Annotated in this window: 18 protein-coding genes and 1 tRNA gene; 7 read left to right on the forward strand and 12 right to left on the reverse strand. The window is 71.2% G+C overall.

The features are described from left to right. Positions 1–6: 6 nt before the first annotated feature. On the reverse strand, positions 7–1,608 hold the full coding sequence (locus ABD262_RS11700; protein WP_344135991.1) for a helicase HerA-like domain-containing protein: 1,602 nt from the start codon (positions 1,606–1,608) through the stop codon (positions 7–9). An 85-nt stretch (positions 1,609–1,693) separates the two neighbouring features. Between ABD262_RS11700 and ABD262_RS11705 the strand changes: the two genes are divergently transcribed. From ABD262_RS11705 to ABD262_RS11730, 6 genes are all read left to right on the forward strand, one after another. Further along, positions 1,694–1,990 carry a type II toxin-antitoxin system VapB family antitoxin gene (locus tag ABD262_RS11705; protein ID WP_344135994.1) on the forward strand — a complete coding sequence of 99 codons (297 nt, stop codon included), beginning with the start codon at positions 1,694–1,696 and terminating at the stop codon, positions 1,988–1,990. 45 nt (positions 1,991–2,035) lie between these two features. Next, a complete protein-coding gene (locus tag ABD262_RS11710; RefSeq protein WP_344135997.1) occupies positions 2,036–2,557 on the forward strand; it encodes a LytR C-terminal domain-containing protein in 522 nt (173 codons plus the stop codon). Between the two features lie 185 nt (positions 2,558–2,742). Further along, positions 2,743–3,942, forward strand: a complete 1,200-nt coding sequence (locus ABD262_RS11715) for a GAF domain-containing protein (RefSeq protein WP_344138165.1) — start codon at positions 2,743–2,745, stop codon at positions 3,940–3,942. A 204-nt stretch (positions 3,943–4,146) separates the two neighbouring features. Continuing rightward, complete coding sequence (gene exaC, locus ABD262_RS11720) at positions 4,147–5,670, forward strand: acetaldehyde dehydrogenase ExaC (protein ID WP_344136000.1); 1,524 nt, start codon at positions 4,147–4,149, stop codon at positions 5,668–5,670. A 6-nt stretch (positions 5,671–5,676) separates the two neighbouring features. After that, positions 5,677–6,066, forward strand: coding sequence for a DUF779 domain-containing protein (locus ABD262_RS11725; RefSeq protein ID WP_344136003.1), 390 nt, complete (start codon positions 5,677–5,679; stop codon positions 6,064–6,066). 101 nt (positions 6,067–6,167) lie between these two features. Next, the gene (locus tag ABD262_RS11730) at positions 6,168–6,560 is read left to right on the forward strand and encodes a hypothetical protein (RefSeq protein WP_344136006.1); all 393 of its coding nucleotides are present in this window, start codon (positions 6,168–6,170) and stop codon (positions 6,558–6,560) included. An 18-nt stretch (positions 6,561–6,578) separates the two neighbouring features. On the opposite strand, the gene ABD262_RS11735 is transcribed toward ABD262_RS11730, so the two are convergent. The 9 genes from ABD262_RS11735 to ABD262_RS11775 form a co-directional block, all read right to left on the reverse strand. Then, positions 6,579–6,938, reverse strand: coding sequence for an SPW repeat protein (locus tag ABD262_RS11735; protein WP_344138168.1), 360 nt, complete (start codon positions 6,936–6,938; stop codon positions 6,579–6,581). A 166-nt stretch (positions 6,939–7,104) separates the two neighbouring features. Beyond that, positions 7,105–7,398, reverse strand: a complete 294-nt coding sequence (locus ABD262_RS11740; protein ID WP_344136009.1) for an SHOCT domain-containing protein — start codon at positions 7,396–7,398, stop codon at positions 7,105–7,107. Between the two features lie 118 nt (positions 7,399–7,516). Continuing rightward, positions 7,517–8,191, reverse strand: coding sequence for a response regulator transcription factor (locus ABD262_RS11745; protein WP_344136012.1), 675 nt, complete (start codon positions 8,189–8,191; stop codon positions 7,517–7,519). Continuing rightward, positions 8,188–9,378 (reverse strand): sensor histidine kinase, encoded by a 1,191-nt coding sequence (locus ABD262_RS11750; protein ID WP_344136015.1) that lies wholly within the window; start codon positions 9,376–9,378, stop codon positions 8,188–8,190. The genes ABD262_RS11745 and ABD262_RS11750 overlap by 4 nt, the downstream gene beginning before the upstream one ends. A 90-nt stretch (positions 9,379–9,468) precedes the next feature. Next, on the reverse strand, positions 9,469–12,639 hold the full coding sequence (locus ABD262_RS11755; RefSeq protein ID WP_344136018.1) for an alpha-mannosidase: 3,171 nt from the start codon (positions 12,637–12,639) through the stop codon (positions 9,469–9,471). Between the two features lie 108 nt (positions 12,640–12,747). Continuing rightward, complete coding sequence (locus ABD262_RS11760) at positions 12,748–14,307, reverse strand: DEAD/DEAH box helicase (protein WP_344136021.1); 1,560 nt, start codon at positions 14,305–14,307, stop codon at positions 12,748–12,750. A 229-nt stretch (positions 14,308–14,536) separates the two neighbouring features. Continuing rightward, positions 14,537–16,927 (reverse strand): phosphoenolpyruvate synthase, encoded by a 2,391-nt coding sequence (gene ppsA, locus ABD262_RS11765; RefSeq protein WP_344136024.1) that lies wholly within the window; start codon positions 16,925–16,927, stop codon positions 14,537–14,539. A 45-nt stretch (positions 16,928–16,972) separates the two neighbouring features. Then, complete coding sequence (locus ABD262_RS11770; RefSeq protein ID WP_344136027.1) at positions 16,973–17,812, reverse strand: pyruvate, water dikinase regulatory protein; 840 nt, start codon at positions 17,810–17,812, stop codon at positions 16,973–16,975. A gap of 192 nt (positions 17,813–18,004) precedes the next feature. Further along, positions 18,005–18,094: transfer RNA gene (locus tag ABD262_RS11775), tRNA-Ser, on the reverse strand. Between the two features lie 140 nt (positions 18,095–18,234). Here ABD262_RS11775 and ABD262_RS11780 point away from each other — a divergent pair. Continuing rightward, complete coding sequence (locus ABD262_RS11780) at positions 18,235–19,668, forward strand: MDR family MFS transporter (RefSeq protein ID WP_344136030.1); 1,434 nt, start codon at positions 18,235–18,237, stop codon at positions 19,666–19,668. A gap of 264 nt (positions 19,669–19,932) precedes the next feature. On the opposite strand, the gene ABD262_RS11785 is transcribed toward ABD262_RS11780, so the two are convergent. Both ABD262_RS11785 and tadA read right to left on the reverse strand, forming a co-directional pair. Further along, the gene (locus ABD262_RS11785; protein WP_344136033.1) at positions 19,933–20,565 is read right to left on the reverse strand and encodes a DedA family protein; all 633 of its coding nucleotides are present in this window, start codon (positions 20,563–20,565) and stop codon (positions 19,933–19,935) included. Next, positions 20,562–21,065 (reverse strand): tRNA adenosine(34) deaminase TadA, encoded by a 504-nt coding sequence (gene tadA / locus ABD262_RS11790; protein ID WP_344138170.1) that lies wholly within the window; start codon positions 21,063–21,065, stop codon positions 20,562–20,564. Before tadA ends, ABD262_RS11785 begins: the two co-directional genes overlap by 4 nt. Between the last annotated feature and the right edge of the window lie 216 nt (positions 21,066–21,281).

The raw sequence follows: 21,281 nt of genomic DNA on the forward strand, positions 1-21,281 counted from the left end.
CTGCGACTAGCGCGAGCGGCGGGCGGTGCCGAAGATCGAGCGGGTGATCTCGCGACCGATGACCGTGCCGGCCGAGCGGACCATCGACTTGAATGCCGTCGACCGCACGACCTGCTCGACCATGCTCGGCTCCTCCTTCGCCGGCCGAGGAGCGCGGGCCGGCGCCTCCGCCTTCGGCGCGGGCGCGGGGGCGGGCGCCTGCTCCGGGGCGGGCGCCGCCTGCAGCCGGGCCTGGAGCTTCTCGTAGGCCGACTCGCGGTCGACCATCGCGGCATACTTCGAGCCGATCGCGGACGAGGCGATGACCTGCTTGACGGTCGCCTCGTCCGACGGCGCCATCAGCGACTGCGGCGCGATCATGCGGGTCCACGCGACCGGTGTGGGCGCGCCCCGCTCGGAGAGCACGGTCACGACCGCCTCACCGGTGCCGAGCGAGGTGAGCAGCTCGGCGAGGTCGTAGCCGCTGCGCGGGTAGGTCGACACTGCGGCCTTGAGCGCCTTGGCGTCGTCGGGGGTGAAGGCGCGCAGTGCGTGCTGCACGCGGTTGCCGAGCTGGGCGAGCACGTCGGACGGCACGTCCTTGGGTGACTGGGTCACGAAGAAGACACCGACGCCCTTCGACCGGATCAATCGCACGGTCTGCTCGATGGCGTCCTGGAACGCCTTGCTCGCGTCGTTGAACAGCAGGTGCGCCTCGTCGAAGAAGAACACCAGCTTGGGCTTGTCGACGTCACCGACCTCGGGCAGGTCGTGGAAGAGGTCGGCCAGCATCCACATGAGGAAGGTGGAGAAGAGGGCCGGCCGGTCCTGCACCGCGGGCAGCTCGAGACAGGTGACCAGTCCCTTGCCGTCGGCAGCGGTGCGCAGCAGGTCCTGGGTGTCGAACTCCGGCTCGCCGAAGAACGCCTCGGCCCCCTGGTCGGAGAACGCGACCAGCTCACGGAGGATGACGCCGGCCGTCGCCGACGACAGGCCGCCGAGCGCCTTCAGGTCGGCCTTTCCCTCGTCGGACCCGAGGAACGAGATGACCTCGCGCAGGTCCTTGATGTCGAGGAGCGCGAGGCCGTTCTTGTCGGCGTAGTGGAAGACCAGACCGAGGCTGGACTCCTGGGTCTCGTTGAGCCCCAACACCTTGGACAGCAGCGTGGGACCGAACGACGTGATCGTGGCCCGGATCGGGATGCCGTTGCCGAGCCCGCCGAGCGACAGGAACTCGGTCGGGTATGCCGTGCCGACCCATTGCTGCCCCACGTCCGTGGCGCGGGCGGTGACCTTGTCGTTGGCCTGCCCCGCCGTCGCGAGGCCGGAGAGGTCACCCTTGATGTCGGCGAGGAACACGGGCACACCTTGACCGGACAGCTGCTCGGCCATCAGCTGCAGCGTCTTCGTCTTGCCCGTGCCGGTCGCGCCTGCGACCAGGCCGTGCCGGTTGAGGGTGGACAGCGGAATGCGCACGGGCGCATCGGGATACGCCTTGCCGTCGACCACTGCGGCACCGAAGTGGAGGGCCCCGCCCTCGAAGGAGTACCCGGCGCGGATCTCGTCGAGCTGGGCGCTGGCCGCGGCGGGCGGCGCTGAAGGGGTCTGCGAAGGCGTGGTCTCGGTCACCTTCGGCACTCTAGTGCGGGCCCCACCACGTGGGCAGGTGAGAAGTGGGCGTCGGCGGGACGCGGCATACCCCTATGGTGGCTGGGTGATCTTCAAGAAGGTGGGTGAAGGGCGGCCGTACCCGGAGCACGGGAAGCAGACGCCGCGCGACTGGGCGGACGTGCCTCCGCGCATGGTGCGGCTCGACGAGCTCGTCACCACGAAGCGCACGCTGGACCTCGGCCACCTGCTCGCCGAGGACTCCACGTTCTACGGCGACCTCTTCGCCCACGTGGTGGAGTGGAAGGGAACGCTCTACCTCGAGGACGGCCTGCACCGCGCCCTGCGCGCCGCACTTCAGCAGCGACCTACCCTCCACGCGCGCGTCCTCGTGCTTGACTGACCCCAGGAAGATCGGGGCCGCGAGGACGCGGGCGGAGGTGGGTTCGTGAGCTACGTCGTGGAGTCGGGGTCCTCGCGCGCCCGCCGCGCCCGCCGCCGCCGGGCGCTGATCACCCTCGGGCTCGTCGCGCTCATGCTGTTCTTCGCCTTCTGGTACGCCTACTCCTACTACGAGGACAGCAACAAGGCGAAGGCCTCCCCCGCGCCGACCTGCACCGCGACCTCCACCGTGAAGACGCCGTCGCAGGTCACCGTCAACGTCTACAACGCCACCGACCGCAACGGCCTCGCGGCCAAGACTGCGGCCGACGTGCGCAAGCGCGGTTTCCGGATCTCCACGGTCAGCAACGACCCGCTCCAGCGAGACGTCACGGTCGCCGCCGAGGTGCGCTTCGGGCCGACCGGCGCAGCGTCGAGCAAGCTCGTGCTGGCCCTGGTGAAGGGGGCGAAGGCGGTCAAGGACAGCCGCACCGACTCCTCCGTCGACCTCGTGCTCGGCGCGAAGTTCACCGCCTTGACGCCCCCACCGAAGAAGAAGCCGGCCGCCGCGACCACCCCGCCCTGCTGAGGTCCGCTCACTGAGGTCGGCCCCCCTGAGGCCCACCCGCTGACGCCCACCTGCTGACGCCGACCCTCCGACGTCGGTCTGACGGCGCGGACCGCTCGGCGCGGCAGTCCGCCACTGGGCGGCACACAGTGCGGACGACCGTGGACAGGCGTCCGCGCCCCACCCACACTGAGGCGGTGGAACCGATGACGGCGGTGCGCGCGCAAGTGGCCGACTCGTGGGTGCGGTCCGCCGCCGCCGGCGTCGAGGCCGACCGCGTGGAGGCGCCGATCACCTTGCCCGCCGACGCCCTGCGCGACCACCGCGAGGCGCACCCGTTGGCCCAGGTGTTCCCCTTGCTCGATGACGTACTCGGCCGGGCCGCGCGCGAGTGCGACGCGATCATGGCGGTCTCCGACGCCTCGGGACAGCTCCTCTGGGTGTGTGGCACGCCCGGGGTGCTGCGCCGGGCGGAGAGCATCGGGTTCGTCGAGGGCAGCAACTGGGACGAACGGCTCGCCGGCACCAATGCGCCCGGCATGGCGCTCGCCCTCGACCAGTCGGTCAACATCATCGGCGCCGAGCACTTCCGACGGTCCGTCCAGCGCTGGAGCTGTGCCGCGACGCCGATCCACGACCCGACCAACGGCTCGCTCCTCGGCGTCCTCGACATCACCGGCGGCGACCAGATCGTCGTCCCGCAGACCATGGCGATGGTCCGCGCCGCGGCCCGGATGGCCGAGGCCGAGCTCGCCCGTGAGCTGCTCACCAGGGGCACCGACCCACCGGTGCAGTCGTCCTCCCGACTGACTGCGGCCGTGCACGCCCTCGGTCGTGACGAGGCGCTGCTCACCGTGGACGACGGTCGTTCCCACCGGCGCACGATCAGGCTCAGTCGCCGGCACAGCGAGATCCTGCTCCTGCTGGCGTCGGCACCCCGCGGCCTCTCGGGCGACGAGCTCGGCGTGCTGCTCTACGAGGAGGACGTGACGTCGTCGACGCTGCGGGCCGAGCTCAACCGGCTGCGGTCCCTCCTCGGTGACGACCTCCTCGCCTCGCGGCCCTACCGGCTCGCCGCCGAGGTCACCGCGGACTGGCTGGCCGTCGAGGCCCACCTCGCTGCGGGAGCCGTCGGTGCTGCACTGCGCAGCTACCGCGGCCCGCTGCTCCCCGCCTCGACGTCACCCGGGGTCGTGCGGCTGCGGGGCAGCGTGGAGGGCCAGCTGCGGCGCGCGCTGCTCGCCAGCGGCGAGGCCGACCTGATGTCGACCTGGACCCGCTCGGCGTGGGGCGCCGACGACCACGAGATGTGGACCGCCCAGCTCGCCAGTCTCGGGAGCACCTCCCCGCTGCGACCACTGGTCATCGGCCAGATCGCGCGCCTCGACCACGAGCTCGGCGCCTGACCCGCCCCGACTCGGGCCCCAAGCAACCTTTGCTAGCAAGGGTTGCTCGCTCACGGACAGGCTGCAACCTGTCCATCAATGAGGTCGCTTTGCTAGCAAAGGTTGCTGCTGGGACACCGCGCAACGTCGTCGCAACGTTGCACTGCCTACCGTCACGGCATCCCCCACACGCGGGGCACCACCAAGGACGTTGGGAGAACAACGATGACGGTCTACGCACCCCCCGGTACCGAGGGCTCGAAGGTCACGGTCGAGCCGCGCTACGGGCACTTCATCGGCGGCAACTGGGTCGAGCCGAAGAAGGGCGAGTACTTCGAGAACATCTCACCGGTGACGGGGCGGGCCTTCACCGAGGTCGGTCGCGGCACCGCCGAGGACATCGAGGCCGCACTCGACGCGGCGCACGCTGCCGCACCGGCCTGGGGCAAGACGTCGCTCGCCGAGCGCGCGCTCATCCTCAACCGGATCGCCGACCGGCTCGAGGAGAACCTCGAGGCGTTGGCGATCGCCGAGACGTGGGACAACGGCAAGCCGGTGCGCGAGACCCTGGCCGCCGACCTGCCGCTCGCGATCGACCACTTCCGCTACTTCGGCGGCGTGCTGCGCGGCCAGGAGGGCAGCAGCTCGGAGATCGACGAGAACACCGTGGCCTACCACTTCCACGAGCCCCTGGGCGTCGTCGCCCAGATCATCCCGTGGAACTTCCCGATCCTGATGGCGACGTGGAAGCTGGCCCCGGCGCTGGCCGCCGGCAACGCCGTGGTGCTCAAGCCCGCCGAGCAGACCCCGTGGTCGATCCTCAAGGTGCTCGAGCTGATCGGCGACCTCATCCCGGCCGGGGTGCTCAACGTGGTCAACGGCTTCGGCGTCGAGGCCGGCAAGCCGCTCGCCAGCTCCAGCCGCGTGGCCAAGGTCGCCTTCACGGGTGAGACCACCACAGGGCGGTTGATCATGCAGTACGCCAGCCAGAACATCATCCCGGTGACCCTCGAGCTCGGCGGCAAGAGCCCGAACGTCTTCTTCGACGACGTCGCCGCGACGAGTGACGCCTTCTACGACAAGGCCCTCGAGGGCTTCACCATGTTCGCGCTCAACCAGGGCGAGGTCTGCACCTGCCCGTCGCGCGCCCTCGTGCAGAAGTCTATCTACAGCGACTTCGTGGGCGACGCCATCGAGCGCGTGGAGAAGGTCAAGCAGGGCAACCCGCTCGACACCGACACGATGATCGGGGCGCAGGCCAGCAACGACCAGCTCGAGAAGATCCTGTCCTACCTCGACATCGGCCGCCAGGAGGGCGCCAAGGTGCTCACCGGCGGCGAGCGCAACGTGCTCGACGGCGACCTCGCCGAGGGCTACTACGTCACCCCCACGGTCTTCGAGGGCAACAACTCCATGCGCGTCTTCCAGGAGGAGATCTTCGGACCGGTCGTGTCGCTGACGAGCTTCAGCGAGGAGGCCGACGCCCTCGCGATCGCGAACGACACCCTCTACGGCCTGGGCGCCGGGGTGTGGACCCGCGACGGCGCCCGTGCCTACCGGATGGGTCGCGGCATCAAGGCCGGACGGGTCTGGACGAACTGCTACCACCAGTACCCGGCACACGCCGCGTTCGGTGGCTACAAGCAGTCGGGCATCGGCCGCGAGAACCACAAGATGATGCTCGACCACTACCAGCAGACCAAGAACCTCCTGGTCTCCTACTCCCCCGACGCCCTCGGCTTCTTCTAGGCCGGCGTGGACCAGACCCAGCACAGCCGGGTCGACTTCACGGGTGAGGCGGCGGACCTGCTCCGCCGCCTCACCGCGAAGCACGGCCCGCTCATGTTCCACCAGTCCGGCGGTTGCTGTGACGGCAGCTCCCCGATGTGTTTCCCCGCGGGCGAGTTCATCACCGGTGACGCCGACATCCACCTCGCCAGCCTGCCCGTCGGCGGGCTGCTCGACCCGATCGAGTTCTGGATGTCGGTCTCCCAGTACGAGTACTGGAAGCACACCCACCTCACCGTCGACGTCGTCAAGGGGCGTGGCAGCGGCTTCTCGGTCGAGGCGCCGGAAGGCGTGCGGTTCCTGATCCGCTCACGGCTGATGAGCGAGGACGAGCTGCGGGTCTTCGACCTGCTCTAGTGCCCGGCACAGACCGGGGTATGCCGCGTGCGCCACTGGCCGCGCGGCATACCTCTGGCCGCGGAGCGGCGCTCGAAGCAGGCGCGACGTAGGCTCGCCCCATGATCACGGTCGAGCTCTCGCGCAGCCTGAACCAGGGCGGGGTGCTGTGGGAGCCGACGCCCGGTGACCGGTTCACCATCGACCAGCCCAACGTGGTCGGCGAGGTGTTCTGGATCAGCCACCTCACGATCGACGTGCACACGTTCAAGGGTCAGCCGCTGCTCGGCTTCAACGGCACGACGGAGTGGGCCCTCGACTCGGTCACCCTCGACACCGCGCTCTGGATGCCCCGCGAGGACCAGCTGCGCGACCTGATCGGCGAGCGGCTGGTGTCGTTGAGCCGCGAGGACTCGCAGTGGCTGGTGACGGTGGAGACCGAGGAGGGGCGCGAGACGTACACGGACCCGGACGCCGAGTGCGCCTACGCGCTGGCCCTCCTCAGCCTCACCTGAGGACGCCTGGTCGGTGGCCTAGTGGGTGGTCGCCATGGTCCCCTTGTGGTGCGACCGGGTCACCTGGAGGTCGGCGGCGCCGACCACGAGCACGACTGCGCCGGCGATCCAGGCGGTCCACGCCATCGGCCGGGTGCCGCTGAAGCCCATGACCCAGGGAGCCGCGATCAGGCAGGCACCGAGCAGGGCCGTGAGTCCCTCGATGGACATCATGTCCGGTCTGAACAGCTCGATCAGAGCCAGGACTGCGGTGACGGCGCCCAGCACGACCATGGTCCAGGTCGCCCGGTTCGTCGTGGTGGTCCACAACGGTGAGAGGGCTGCGTAGGCGCCGGCGATCAGAGCAATGAGATCCTGTGGATGGTTCCATCGCTTCATGGTGGTCACAACCACCTTTCCTTGAAGGCGGTCCGTCGATCCGAGGCGGGCCGAACAACTTGATTCTCCTCCCGCCCAACGGATTTGACCATCCTCCCCGCCTCCAGTGACCCCGCCGCGCACGTCTTGGAGGGCGTCCAGCCCGGCTCGCCAGCTGGCTACGAGGTCACGACGACCCCATCCGCCGGAGGGTGGCGAGCCGACGCTCGTACTCCTGCTCGTCGATCTCACCGGCGGCGTAGCGCTCGGCCAGCCTCGCCTCCCCTGCGCGGGTGCCGGCGTAGCCCTGCACCTGGCGCCAGCGACGGAAGCCGAAGAAGCGGAAGGCGGCGAAGATGCCGACGATGAAGAGCAGCCAGAAGAGGGGGAACAGCGGCCACCAGGGGCCGGGCCCGTTCCAGCTGTCGTGGTCGGCAGCCAGGGTGGCTGCGGTTGCCGCGGTGGCGATGACGGTCGTCATGGTGACTCCTCGGTCGGGTTGAGCTGACTCCTCGATCCTCCTGTGGGAGAGCACCTTCCGAATCCCACCGCGGGCGACACCTCACCTGCTCCCCAGGGCGCACACCCCTCGACGGCAGCTACTCCTGCGACCACCCCGGGCGCACCAGACCCGACTCGTAGGCGAGCACCACGAGCTGGGCGCGGTCGCGGACGTGCAGCTTGACCATCGACCGGCTCACGTGGGTCTTGGCCGTCGCAGGGCTGAGGAACAGCCGCTGGGCGATCTCGTCGTTGTTGAGCCCCTCGCCCACGAGCGCCACGACCTCGCGCTCGCGCTCGGTCAGCTCGCCGAGTCGGTCCGCGGCCGGGGTGGCGCTGGGGCGGCTGCGGGTCGCGAACTCGCCGATCAGCCGCCGCGTTACCCCGGGCGACAGCAGGGCGTCGCCCGCCGCGACCGCACGCACACCGCGCAGGAGCTCGGCCGGCTCGGTGTCCTTGACGAGGAACCCACTGGCCCCGATCCGCACCGCCTCGAAGACGTACTCGTCGAGGTCGAACGTCGTGAGCACCACCACGCGCGTCCCGGCGAGGCTCTCGTCGTTGACGATCTGCCGGGTCGCCTCGAGCCCGTCCGTGCCGGGCATCCGGATGTCCATCAGCACGACGTCGGGCGCCGTCTGCCTGACGACGGTCACCGCCTCGGCACCGTCAGCCGCCTCGCCCACCACCTCGATGTCGTCCTCGGCGTCGAGGAGGGCGCGGATCCCGGCCCGGAGCAGTGCCTGGTCGTCGGCCAGCACCACCCGGATCACCCCGGGCCACCCGTCGGGAGGTCGGCCTCGACTCGCAGGCCGCCGCCGGTCGCGGGAGAGAGGCGCAGCTCGCCGCCGAGCGCCCGCGCCCGCTCCTGCATGCCGCTGATCCCGTTGCCCTGCACGAGGTTTTGCAGCGTGGCTGCGCCGCTGCCGTCATCCTCGATCGTCAGGGAGAGCACGTCCTCACCGTAGTCGAGGGTCACCGCGGCTCGCGTCGCGGCCGCGTGCCGCACGATGTTGGTGATCGCCTCCTGCACGATCCGGTATGCCGCCAGCTCCACGGCGGCGGGCAGGCCACGTTCCTGACCGGTCACGGTCTTGCTGACCTCGAGGCCGGCGTGCCCGCTGCGCTCGACGATGTCGTCGAGCCCCGCCAGGTTGGCGACCGGCGAGCGAGGGGCCGGCGCTCCGTCCAGCCGCAGGACGTCGATGAGAGACCTCAGCTCGGAGAGCGCCTCCTTGCTCGCGTCCCGGATGGCGATCAGCGCAGGCTCGACCTGCTCGGGCCGCCGGTCGGCGAGGTGCAGGGCGACCCCGGCCTGCACGTTGATGAGCGACATGTGGTGGGCCACGACGTCGTGCAGCTCCTGGGCGATGCGCAGGCGCTCCTCCCCGGCCTGCCGCAGCCTCGTCTCGCGGGCGACCTGCCGGTAGGTGACGGCCCGGTCGCGCCAGCTGCGCCCGACCTCGGCAACGGCCAGCACGACCAGGATCCAGGCGAGCAGCCCGCCCACCGCCTGCCACGACCACGCCGCCGAGCCGAAGGCGAGCCGGCCGACGGCATCACCGGCCAGCACCGCGACGGCTCCCGACCAGGCCGCCACCCGGTGACCACGCACGACCGTCACGACCAGCAGGATCGCCAGGCCCAGGAACACCGGTCCGTAGGCGTACCCGCGCGCGAGGAACCCGGCGGCGGCGAGCGCGGCCGCCACCATGGCGGGCACCGGGTACCGCCGCCGCACCGTGATGGCCGCCGGCGCCACCAGGAGCAGCGCCACGGCGAGGGCGTCGAGCGAGCGGCGGTCGGGCTGCGCGTGCGAGGCGCCGAAGCTGCCGGCTACCTGGATGACCGCGACCACGAGCGCGACGACGTAGCGCGCCGCTGGGTGTGCCCGACCGGATCCTGCCCGGGCGCCGCGCATCCATGGCGGACCCCAGGCGAGGTCGTCGGGCTCGGGCATGCCTGCCAGCGTAGGCAACCACGCCGGGGCCCGGCGTCCCACGAGGGTGGCAGCGCGGCATACTCCCGCGGGCGTATGCCGCGGACGGACTCAACGAGTGTGTTCGGGACCGTCCTGACGTGACTTCGCAGGACGACCACTGAACCGCAGCGTCCGCACCTCGAACGGCCCGAGCTCCACCTCGACGACAGTGGCGCGCCCCGTGCTCGCCACCCCACGAGCGGGCTGGTGCAGCGGCTCCTCCAGCAGCGTGACCTCGGCGACGGACGCCACGTCCGTGTCGACCCGGACGGTGCCCGGCGCCCGGCCGCCCAGCACCTCGTGCACCCGGACGACGAGGTCGCCCGAGCGGTCGGCGGCGAGCTTGACACCCGACAGCGCCACCCCGGCACCCTCGACGCGGACGAGAGGCTCGAACCCTCGGGCGCCCTCCACCTCGCGCGCCGGGGTGTTGAGCCAGCCGCCCTCTCGGGCCGCACCCTCGAGCCCCGTGCCGATGACGAGACCGTAGCGGTGGGTGTGGGCTCCGTGGTCGGTGTCGGGGTCAGGGAACCTCGGTGCACGCAGGAGCGAGAGCCGCACGGTCGTCGCGACCGTGCCGTCGCCGACCCAGTCGCGCGTGACGTCGTAGCCGTAGGTGGAGTCGTTGACGAGGGCGACGCCGAAACCGGGCTCCTCGACGTGCACGAACCGGTGCATCGAGGTCTCGAACCGCGCGGCCTCCCAGCTGGTGTTGACGTGGGTCGCACGGCGCTGGTGGCCGAACTGGGTCTCGGCGCTGGTGTGGTCGGCGCGCACGTCGAGCGGGAAGGCCACCTTGAGGAAGGTCTCCACCTCGTGCCAGTCGGTGACCTGCTCGACCTGGAGGGTCCGCGAGCCCGGCGCCAGCGAAAAGACCTGTCGCACAGTCGATTCCGCCGAGATGGTGCGCTGAACGGTGATCCGGGCGACGCCGTCCTCGTCCACTGCTGCGTCGAGGCCATCGGCGTCCCGGAGGTCGCGGACCCTGTTGCGGTAGAACCGGTCGACGTCCCAGGCGTCCCACTTGTTCGGCAGGTCGGGGTGCAGCTGCAGCAGGCCGGCGGCCCCACCCGGCGCGACGGCGTCGCGTCCCGAGCCGAGGTCGACGGCCGACGTGACCAGACCCTGCGCCGACAGCGTCACCCGGACCACGCCGTTGTCGAGCACCAGGTCCTCACCTGTCCGCGTGAGCTCGACCGCTCCTGACCCAGCGCCCGGGCGCAAGCCCGACCCGACCGCCTCACCCGACACGACGGCCTCACCCGGCCCGTCCTCGACGCCGGGCCTGCCGCCGACCACGGCCGCGCCCGGCGGCACACCATCGCGCTCCGACCCTGCGCCGTTGGCGGTGACCCGCTTACGCCCTTCGCCCACGAGGGCCGCCAGTGCGCTGCTCACGAGCTCCTCGGCGGCCCGCTCGACGCGCGCGTACTGCTCCACGGCCTCGCGGTGCACCCAGGCGATGGAGGTGCCGGGCAGGATGTCGTGGAACTGCTGCAGCAGCACCTGCTTCCAGAGAGCGTCGAGCTCGTCGTGCGGATACGCAGCGCCGGCCCGGACCGCAGCGGTGGCGGCCCACAGCTCGGCCTCGACGAGCAGGTGCTCGCACCGACGGTTCCCCGCCTTGGTGCGGTGCTGCGAGGTGAGGGTGGCGCGATGCAGCTCGAGGTAGAGCTCACCCACCCAGACCGGCGTACCGGGGCGCGGCTGCCCGTCCACGTCCACCAGCTCGTCGCGGGTGCGCGCGTAGAAGTCGTCGGGGTGCTCCCACCGCACCCGCGGGCTTCCCTCGAGGTCGGCGAGGCGCTCGGCCCGGCCGGTCATCTCCCGGGTGGTCCCTCCCCCGCCGTCCCCCCAGCCCACCGGCGCGATCGAGCCCGAGGCGATGCGGTGGTCGCGGAACTGGCGCTCGGCCAGGGCCAGCTCGGCGCCGGACAGCTCGGAGTTGTAGGTGTCCATCGGCGGGAAGTGGGTCAGCACCCGCGATCCGTCGATGCCCTCCCAGAGGAAGGTGTGGTGGGGGAAGGTGTTAACCTGGTTCCACGAGATCTTCTGGGTGAAGAACCACTCGAATCCGGCCCGCCGCAACAGCTGCGGCAGGGCCGGGGAGTAGCCGAAGCTGTCGGGGAGCCAGACGCCCTTCGAACGCATCCCGAACTCCTCCTCGAAGAACTGCTGCCCGTAGAGGAGCTGGCGCACCATCGACTCACCCGACGGCATCACGGTGTCGCTCTCCACCCACATCCCGCCCAGGGGCAGGAAGCGCCCGGACTGCACCGCTGCGACGATCCGCGACCACACCTCGGGCCGGTGCTCCTTCACCCAGGCGTACTGCTGGGCACTCGACATGCCGTAGACGAAGTCGTCGGTCTCATCGATGAGCGCCACCATCGAGGCGGTGGTCCGGGCCACCTTGCGCACGGTCTCGCGCACCGGCCACAGCCAGGCCGAGTCGATGTGGGCGTGGCCGACGGCCGACACCACGTGGGCGGAGGCGCTGGCAGGGCGGGCCAGCACCTCGGCCAGCTCCTGCCGGGCGGCCCCGGCCGTGCCGGAGACGTCGGCGAGGTCGAGCTCGTCGAGGGCGTCGTCCAGCGCCTGGAGGATGCGGCTTCGCCGCTGTCCCGCCGGCAGCTCCGCCTGGAGCCCGAGCAACACGTCGAGGTCCAGCGCGAGGGCGTGGACCTCCTCGTCGAAGAGCGCGAGGTCCATCCGCCGGGTGGTGTAGAGCAGGTCGGGCGAGGCGGTGAGCAGGTCGCCCTGGTTGGTCGGCTTGAAGCGCACCGGGCCGAACACGACCGGGTTGGCCGCTGCCTCCACGAAGAGCTCGACCTGCTCGCCGCCACCCGCGGCAGCGGTCACGAGCGCCCAGTGGTTGCGCGGGTTGACCGCCTTCACCGGCGAGCCGTCGGGGCGGTAGACGAGCCCTTCGCACTGGAAGCCCGGCTCGGCCACGTCGAACCCGAGGTCGACGACAGCCTCCACGCGGCGTCCGGCCCACTCGGCCGGCACCGTGCCGGTCAGCCGGAACCACGTGGTGCCCCAGGCTGCCCCCCAGGGCGAGCCCACGGCATACGGCTCGAAGTCGAGGGCAAGGCCCTCGCTCGGCGACACCGGCTCACCCGGGAGGGTGTGCGCCTCGACGGTGAACGGCACGCAGACCGCGTGGACCGCGGGCCAGAGGCGTTCGGTGAGGACGCGGGTGACGCGACCGGTCGTGAGGGTGGTGTCGTCGTGCATGGGTCCACCCTTGCGTGCGGATGGACGACGTGCGACCCAGGGTCACCCCGAGCGGGTATGCCGGGTGCCCCGGTGGGCGCGCGGGCTCAGCGACCGCGGCGCGCGGGCTCAGCGACCGCGGCGACTCGAGGAGAAGGCGGCGATGCCGCCACCGGAGCGGGAGGTGCCCTGCGACGAGGATCCCTGACGGCTGGACGACGAACGCTGCGATCCACCCGACGAGCCGGCCGTGCGGCCACCCTGTCCGCGCGCACCGCCCGACCGCGGGGTCTCGGTGCGGTAGGACTCGGTGCTCGAGGACTGCGAGCCACCGCGACGACCACGAGCGCCGCCGCCCGACGCGCGACCGGCACCGCCGGGGGCGCGACCGGCGCCGCCCTGCTGGCGGGGCGCGCCGGAGCCGCCGCGACCACGCTGCGAGCGTCCGCCGTTGCCACTGTTGGCCTGCTCGACCACCGGGGCCGGCGTGACCAGGGCGGCCACCGGTCCGGTCAGGTCGCCGATGGCCGGGTGTCCGGGGGTGACGTCGACGGCGGTCGGCTTGATGCCGGCCTGGCGCATCAGGGTGCGGGTGTCGCCGCGCTCCTCGGGGGTGCTGACGGTGACGACGACACCCTCGGCGCCGGCGCGGGCGGTGCGGCCCGAGCGGTGCAGGTAGGCCTTGTGCTCGGCCGGCGGGTCGACGTGCACGACGAGGGTCACGTCGTCGACGTGGATGCCGCGGGCCGCGATGTCGGTGGCCACGAGCACCCGGCTGTGACCCTCGCTGAAGGCAGCGAGGTTGCGCTGGCGCGCGGCCTGGGACAGGTTGCCGTGCAGGTCGACCGCGGGGATGCCCGACGCGGTGAGCTGCTTGGCAAGCTTCTTGGCGGCGTGCTTGGTGCGGGTGAAGGCCAGCGTGCGGCCCTGCCCTGCGACGAGCTCGCGCACCACGGCCGGCTTGTTGTCGCGGCTCACGTTGAACAGGTGGTGCGTCATCGCCGGCACCGGCGACGCGGCGCTGTCGACGCTGTGGGTGACGGGGTTGTGCAGGTAGCGCTTCACCAGCTGGTCGATCGCGTTGTCGAGCGTCGCGGAGAAGAGCAGTCGCTGGCCGTCCCGCGGGGTCGCGTCGAGGAGGCGCTTGACGGCGGGGAGGAAGCCGAGGTCGGCCATGTGGTCGGCCTCGTCGAGCACGGTCACCTCGATGTCGCCCAGGCGCACGTGGCCCTGGCCGATCAGGTCCTCGAGGCGACCCGGGGTCGCGATGACGATGTCGATCCCGCGGCGGAGCGCGGAGACCTGCGGGTTCTGGCCCACGCCACCGAAGATCGTCATCGTGCGCAGCTCCAGCGCTGCGGCGAGCGGGGTCACCGTCTCGGCGACCTGGATCGCCAGCTCACGGGTCGGGACGAGCACGAGGGCCCGCGGGGTGTGCGGCGCCCGACGGCGGCCCGACTTGGCCAGCGCGGAGACCATCGGCAGCGCGAACGCCACCGTCTTGCCGCTGCCGGTGCGGCCACGGCCGAGGACGTCGCGACCGGCGAGCGAGTCGGGGAGGGTCGCGGCCTGGATCGGGAACGGCGCGTCGATGCCGCGTTCCTTGAGAGCCGTGATGACGCGGGGGTGGATGCCGAGGTCGGCAAAGGCCACCGGGGCGTGGTTCGGGGACACGACGTGCGAAGACACAGAGAACTCAGTTCAGCAGTAGGGAGTGGCCGAAGATGCTGGACCACTCACGAGTTGCTGTGAGCTGACGGCGCCAACCAGTAGTTGGGGCGCGGAGCAGACGACCTGTGGTGCACGACGGTGCGCACGCAGTGGTTGCAACCCTATCGGGCGGGGCGTTCATTCCCGAATCGCCGGACTTCCGGCCGCGCGCACGCGGCCGGACCCGGCCGTCGCCCCGCCCCTGCTCCTAGGCCCCGGGCGATCTCCGGGCGAGGCGGAGCCAGGTCTCGACGACGGTGTCGGGGTTGAGCGACATCGACTCGATGCCCTGGTCCATCAGCCAGTCGGCGAGGTCGGGGTGGTCGGAGGGACCTTGCCCGCAGATGCCGACGTACTTGCCCCTCGCCCGGCAGGCCTCGATGGCCATGGTGAGCATCTTCTTGACGGCCGGGTCGCGTTCGTCGAAGCCCCCGGCGACGAGGGCGGAGTCGCGGTCCAGCCCGAGGGTGAGCTGGGTGAGGTCGTTCGACCCGATGGAGAACCCGTCGAAGTGGTCGAGGAAGGCGTCGGCGTTGACCGCGTTCGAGGGGACCTCGCACATCATCACGACCTGCAGGTCGTTCTCGCCGCGCTTGAGCCCGTTCTGCCCGAGCAGGTCGATGACGCCCTCGGCCTCCTTCAGCGTGCGGACGAAGGGGATCATCACCTTGACGTTGGTCAGGCCCATCTCGTCGCGCACCAGCCGCAGCGCCTCGCACTCCATGGCGAAGCACTCGGCGAACTCCGGAGACAGGTAGCGGGCGGCGCCGCGGTACCCGATCATCGGGTTCTCCTCGTCCGGCTCGTACCGCTGGCCGCCGAGCATGTGGGCGTACTCGTTGGACTTGAAGTCGCTCATCCGCACGATCACCGGCTCGGGCGCGAACGCGGCCGCGAGCATCGAGACGCCCTCAGCAACACGCTTGACGAAGTAGTCGCGGGGGCTGTCGTAGGCCGCGATGAGGGCCTCGATCTCGGCCTTGATCGCGGGTTCCTGGTCGTCGAGCTCGAGCAGCGCCTTCGGGTGGATCCCGATCTGGCGGTTGATGATGAACTCGAGCCGGGCGAGCCCGATTCCCTTGTGGGGCAAGCGGGAGAACTCGAACGCCTGGTCGGGGGTGCCGACGTTCATCATGATCTTGACCGGCACGTCGGGCATGTCGTCCAGGGCGGTCTCGGTGACCGAGAACTCCTGCAGCCCGTCGTAGACCAGGCCGGTGTCGCCCTCGGCCGCGGAGACGGTGACCTCCTGGCCGTCCGAGAGCGCGCGCGTCGCCGTGCCGGTGCCGACGACGGCGGGGATGCCGAGCTCCCGGGCGATGATCGCCGCGTGGCACGTGCGCCCGCCGCGGTTGGTGACGATCGCGCTGGCGCGCTTCATCACCGGCTCCCAGTCGGGGTCGGTCATGTCGGCGACGAGCACCTCGCCGGGCTGGAACTCGTGCATCGACTCGGCGCTGGTCAGCACCCGCACCGCGCCGGCCCCGATCTTCTGGCCGATCGCGCGACCCTCGACCAGCACCTCACCGCGCTCCTTCATCGGCACGTCCATCCGGAACCGTTGCAGCGTCGAGCCCGACTGTCGCGACTTCACCGTCTCAGGGCGTGCCTGCAGGATGTAGAGCTGGCCGTCGACGCCGTCCTTGCCCCACTCGATGTCCATCGGCCGCCCGTAGTGCTCCTCGATCTTGAGGGCATGCCGGGCGAGCTCGGTGACCTCGTCGTCAGTCAGGCTCAGGCGCCCACGCTCGGCCTCGTCGACCGGCACGAAGTCGATCGAGCGACCCACCGCGGAGTCCTGCGTGTAGACCATCTTGGTGGCCTTGCCGCCGACCCCACGCTTGAGGATCGCCGGCCGGCCCGCGCGCAGCGCCGGCTTGTAGACGTAGAACTCGTCCGGGTTCACCGCACCCTGCACGACCGCCTCACCCAGGCCGTAGCTGCTCGTGACGAACACCGCGTCCGGGAAACCGGACTCGGTGTCGATCGTGAACATCACCCCCGACGACCCGATGTCCGAGCGCACCATCCGCTGCACGCCCGCCGACAGCGCCACCACGTCGTGGTCGAAGTTGCTGTGCACGCGGTAGGCGATCGCCCGGTCGTTGTAGAGGGAGGCGAAGACCTTCTTGATCGCCAGCAGGATGTTGTCGATCCCCAGCACGTTGAGGAAGGTCTCCTGCTGCCCCGCGAACGACGCGTCCGGCAGGTCCTCCGCCGTCGCGCTCGAACGCACCGCCCAGCTCACCTCACCGGGCGCACCGGCCACGAGCTCCTCGTACGCCGCGCGGATGTCGGTCTCGAGGTCCGCCGGGAACGGCTGCTCCTCCACGAGGTCGCGGATCTGGGCGCCGGCCTCGGCCAGCGCACGGGTGTCCTCGACATCGAGGCCGGCCAGCGTGGCGCTGATCCGGTCGGCGAGCCCCTCGTGCGCCAGGAAGCGGCGGTAGGCGTCAGCCGTCGTGGCGAACCCGCCGGGGACGCGCACGCCCGCCTTCGACAAGTGCTGCACCATCTCGCCCAGGGAGGCGTTCTTGCCACCCACGGACTCGACGTCGCCCAACCCGAGGTCCTTGAACCAGGAGATGTTGCCGCTCACGGCGATCCTTTCGACAAGCGGCGCGGGCCGCGATCTGACACTGACTCAGGCAAGGTTGCCCAGCCGGCTGGTCTGCATGATGACTGCCGCCATCTCCTCCACCGACATCGAGGCGGAGTTGATCGACGGTATGCGGTGCAGCCGGTAGAGCGCTTCGGCCCGGCGCAGCTCGTAGCTGCACTGCGCGAGACTGGCATACGTCGAACCCGGGCGCCGCTCCCCCCTCACCTGGCTGAGCCGGGCGGGGGTGGACAGCAGGCCGAAGCACTTCGAGACCAGGCCCTTGACCGGTCGCGGCAGGCTGTCGGTGTCGAAGTCCTCGGGGACGAGCGGGTAGTTGGCGACCTTGAGGCCGTGCTGGAGGGCAAGGTACATCGAGGTCGGCGTCTTGCCGCACCGCGAGGGCGCCACGAGGATCAGGTCGGCCTGCTCGAGGTTGCGCAGGCTGGCGCCGTCGTCGTGCTCCATCGCGAACTCGATCGCCTTCATCCGGAGGTCGTAGCGACGGGTGTCGCCGACACCGTGGAGCGCGCCGACCCCGTGCGTGGCGTTGACGTGCAGCACCCGCTCGACGGTGTCGAGGTGCGAGCCGAAGAGGTCGATGAACGCGCACTGCGTCTTCTGCAGCTCCTTGCGGATCTCCTCGTCCGAGACGGTCGAGAAGACCAGGGCCGTCACCGAGTCGGTCGTGGCCGCGTCGAGCTCGGTGACCACTGCGCGGGCCTGCTCCACCGTCGTGATGAACGGGATCTTGCGTCGCGCGAAGGTGAGGCTGGGGAACTGCGCCAGCATCAGGTTGCCGAGTGTCTCCGCCGAGATCCCCGTGCCGCCGGCGAGGAAGAACACCGGCGTGGGGGCGGTTGGCTCAGCGGGCTCCGGGGTCACGACCCCACCGTTCCATGCCGCAGCCCGCTTGGACAGTCAGCCGACGCGCCCGGCGAGGCCCGGAACCGGGCGATGGGCCGACTTCCGGGACCGTCGCCGTGGAGCGGCGCCCGGAACCGGGCGATGGGCCGGTTTCTCGCAGGGCGGTAGAAACAGGAAACCCCCGGGTCACGTGCTCCCGGGGGCTCCAGCTGGCGGTGGCGGTGGGATTTGAACCCACGGTGGGCTTTCACCCACACACGCTTTCGAGGCGTGCTCCTTAGGCCGCTCGGACACGCCACCGCGGAGCAGGTTACTAGAGCGGTCGACGGCGACGAAATCGCCCCGAAGCCCCCCGGAGACGCACGCGAACAGGTGCCGCCGCGGCATACCCGGAGGTCGGCCAGGGAATGCACAGCCGGCGTCGGCACTTGTCACCGAAGATGACCTCCACCACCACGACCAGCGCCGGAGTGGGCCTGCGCTCCGACCGCGGGCCGATCCTGCTGGCCCTGATGGTCTCGACCGGGCTGATCGCCATGGACGCGACCATCCTCGCGACGGCGGTGCCCTCGGTCGTGCGCGACCTCGGCGGCTTCTCCCAGTTCCCGTGGCTGTTCTCGGTCTACCTGCTGGCACAGGCCGTCTCGGTGCCCATCTACGCCAAGCTCGCCGACCTCGTGGGGCGCAAGCCGCTCATGCTGTTCGGGATCGGCCTCTTCCTGGCGGGGTCGGTGCTGTGCGGCTTCGCCTGGAGCATGACCTCGCTGATCGTCTTCCGCGCCGTGCAGGGTCTGGGCGCCGGGGCGGTGCAGCCGATGGCCATCACGATCGCGGGTGACATCTACACGGTGGCGGAGCGGGCCAAGGCCCAGGGCTACATCGCGAGCGTGTGGGCGGTGTCGTCGGTCGTCGGCCCGACGCTGGGCGGGATCTTCTCCCAGCTCGGCATCTGGCGCTGGATCTTCTTCGTCAACGTGCCGCTGTGCCTGGTCGCCGGCACGCTCATCGCCCGCAACTTCCACGAGCGGGTCGCTCGCCAGGAGCACCGGATCGACTACGCGGGCGCCGCGCTGCTCACGGCCGCCATGTCCCTGCTCATCCTGGGCATCCTCGAGGGCGGCCAGGCCTGGTCGTGGTCGTCACCGACGAGCTACGCGGTGCTCGGCTCCGGCACCTTCCTGCTGCTCGCCTTCCTCCTGGTCGAGCGCAGGGCAGCGGAGCCGGTGCTGCCGCTGTGGGTGCTGAGCCGCCGGCTGCTCGCCACGACCACGATGCTCGCGCTGGGCGTCGGTGTCATCCTCATCGGCCTGACGTCGTTCGTCCCGACCTACCTCGAGAACTCGCTCGGCATCGACCCCCTCGTCGGCGGTCTCGCGCTGGCGGCCCTGACCATCGGCTGGCCGATCTCGGCCACCCTGTCGGGCCGCCTGCTCTACCTCCGCTTCGGCTTCCGACCCGCGATCCTCGTCGGGATGGCGCTGGTCGTCCTCGGCACGGGGACCCTCGCCCTGACGGCGCAGCACCCCTCGGTGGCGCTGGTCGCCGTCTCGTGCTTCGTCACGGGGCTCGGCCTGGGGCTGGTCGCCAGCCCGTCGCTGATCGCGGCCCAGGCCAGCGTGGAGTGGCACGAGCGGGGGGTGGCCACCGGGACGAACATGTTCGCGCGCTCGATCGGGAGCGCCGTCGGTGCAGCGGTGCTGGGTGCCGTCGCCAACGGCGTCATCGCCCGCTCCGGCCACCCCGAGACCGACCCCGGCACCGCGACCGACGCGGGCGCAGCCGTCTTCGTCGGCGTGCTGGTGGCCGCACTCGTGACGATCGTCGCGGCGCTCCTCATGCCCAAGGCCACCGCCGCCGACTCGGACCGCGGCTGAGGCACCCGCCTGACGGCCACTGGTTGCCTTCCAGCGGTCACGAGACCCCTGATCCGGGCCGTCCGTGACAGCCAGGTGGCAACAAGTGCGGGCGCCCCACGACTTGTTGCCATCCAGCGGTCACGAGACCCCTGATCCGGGCCGTCCGTGACAGCCAGGTGGCAACAAGTGCGAGCGCCCCACGACTTGTTGCCTTCCAGCCGTCACGAGACCCCTGATCCGGGCCGTCCGTGACAGCCAGGTGGCAACAAGTGCGGGCGCGGGTCAGGCGGAGCCTGCGCGGGCGCGGTGGCGATGCCTGCGGACCGCCCAGGCCACGATGGCCACCACGACGATGAGCCCGACGATCCCGGCGGCGCCGCGACCCAGCCACTTCTCGACCCGGTGGTACGACTCGCCGGCGAGGTAGCCGGCCGTCACGGCCGTTGCGCCCCAGGCGATCCCGCCGACGGCGTTCCAAGGGAGGAAGACCCGGTAGCGCATGCCCGACAGCCCCGCGAGCGCCGGCATGACGGCCCGGAAGAACGCCGTCCACCGACCCAGGAAGACCGCCGAGCCACCCCGCCGCCGCAGGAAGTCCTGGGCCGAGTCGAGCTTGGCCTGACGACGCTCGAGGATCTTCAGCCCCATCACCCGCGGCCCGAACAACCGCCCGATCTCGTAGCCCACCGAGTCGCCGATGATGGCCGCGAGGATGACGACGACCAGCACCCAGGTGAGCGAGGTGTGGCCCAGGCTCGCGGTCACGCCGCCGATGATCGCGAGCGTCTCGCCGGGCAGCACGAACCCCACGAACAGCGCGTCCTCGGCGAAGACCACGAGCGCGATGATGAGGTAGACGAGCCATGGCGGCGAACCCAGCACCTGGTTGACCAGGCTGTTGACGATCCCGCTCACGCGCGCTCCCCCTGCTCGAACTGCCCGACCGGCGAGGCCCCCGCGCGAGTCCCGCCGGGGGCTCCGGCCGTGCGGTGCCCCTCGAAGAATGACAGCAGCAGCTGAGAGCACTCTGAAGCCCGCACCCCGCCGACCACCTCGACCCGATGGGTGGCCCGGCGGTCGCGCACGATGTCCCAGACCGAACCGGTCGCCCCCAGCTTCGGGTCCCAGGCGCCGAGCACCAGGCGGGAGATCCGCGAGAGCATCAGGGCGCCGGCGCACATCGGGCACGGCTCGAGGGTGACGACGAGGGTGCAGTCCTCGAGCCGCCACTCGCCGAGCGTGCGCGCAGCAGCGCGGAGCGCGACGACCTCGGCGTGCGCAGTCGGGTCCCCCTCGACCTCGCGCAGGTTGCGCCCCTCACCGATCACGTCGCCCGACGGCGACACCACGACGGCGCCGACCGGGACGTCGCCGTCACGCGCCGCTGCGGCGGCGAGGTCGAGCGCCAGGCCCATCCACGCGGCATACCGCTGGTCGAGCGCGGGGCCACGGGTCGAGGTCACCCGCCCAGTGTCGCCCATGCCGGCCCTCGGGGCCGGGTGCCGGCCGGTGCGGGCCGGTGCGGGCCGGTGCGGGTCGGCCCCCTGCACCCGTGCGGGCTGGCCCTTCCGCGACCCGGTGGGCTGAGCCCGGGCCGCGGACGTGGACGCGCAGGGCGCGCCACGCGCTAG

The sequence above is a fragment of the Pedococcus bigeumensis genome (genome assembly GCF_039531795.1).
In the GTDB taxonomy this organism is placed as follows: domain Bacteria; phylum Actinomycetota; class Actinomycetes; order Actinomycetales; family Dermatophilaceae; genus Pedococcus; species Pedococcus bigeumensis.

What these genes read in the sequence shown, in the direction of transcription:
- ABD262_RS11715 (WP_344138165.1), top strand. Translation starts at nt 2,743, where the DNA reads ATGACGGCGGTGCGCGCGCAAGTGGCCGACTCGTGGGTGCGGTCCGCC.
- exaC (WP_344136000.1), top strand. Translation starts at nt 4,147, where the DNA reads ATGACGGTCTACGCACCCCCCGGTACCGAGGGCTCGAAGGTCACGGTC.
- ABD262_RS11730 (WP_344136006.1), top strand. Translation starts at nt 6,168, where the DNA reads ATGATCACGGTCGAGCTCTCGCGCAGCCTGAACCAGGGCGGGGTGCTG.
- ABD262_RS11735 (WP_344138168.1), bottom strand. Translation starts at nt 6,938, where the DNA reads ATGAAGCGATGGAACCATCCACAGGATCTCATTGCTCTGATCGCCGGC.
- ABD262_RS11740 (WP_344136009.1), bottom strand. Translation starts at nt 7,398, where the DNA reads ATGACGACCGTCATCGCCACCGCGGCAACCGCAGCCACCCTGGCTGCC.
- ABD262_RS11750 (WP_344136015.1), bottom strand. Translation starts at nt 9,378, where the DNA reads ATGCCCGAGCCCGACGACCTCGCCTGGGGTCCGCCATGGATGCGCGGC.
- ABD262_RS11755 (WP_344136018.1), bottom strand. Translation starts at nt 12,639, where the DNA reads ATGCACGACGACACCACCCTCACGACCGGTCGCGTCACCCGCGTCCTC.
- ABD262_RS11780 (WP_344136030.1), top strand. Translation starts at nt 18,235, where the DNA reads ATGACCTCCACCACCACGACCAGCGCCGGAGTGGGCCTGCGCTCCGAC.
- tadA (WP_344138170.1), bottom strand. Translation starts at nt 21,065, where the DNA reads ATGGGCCTGGCGCTCGACCTCGCCGCCGCAGCGGCGCGTGACGGCGAC.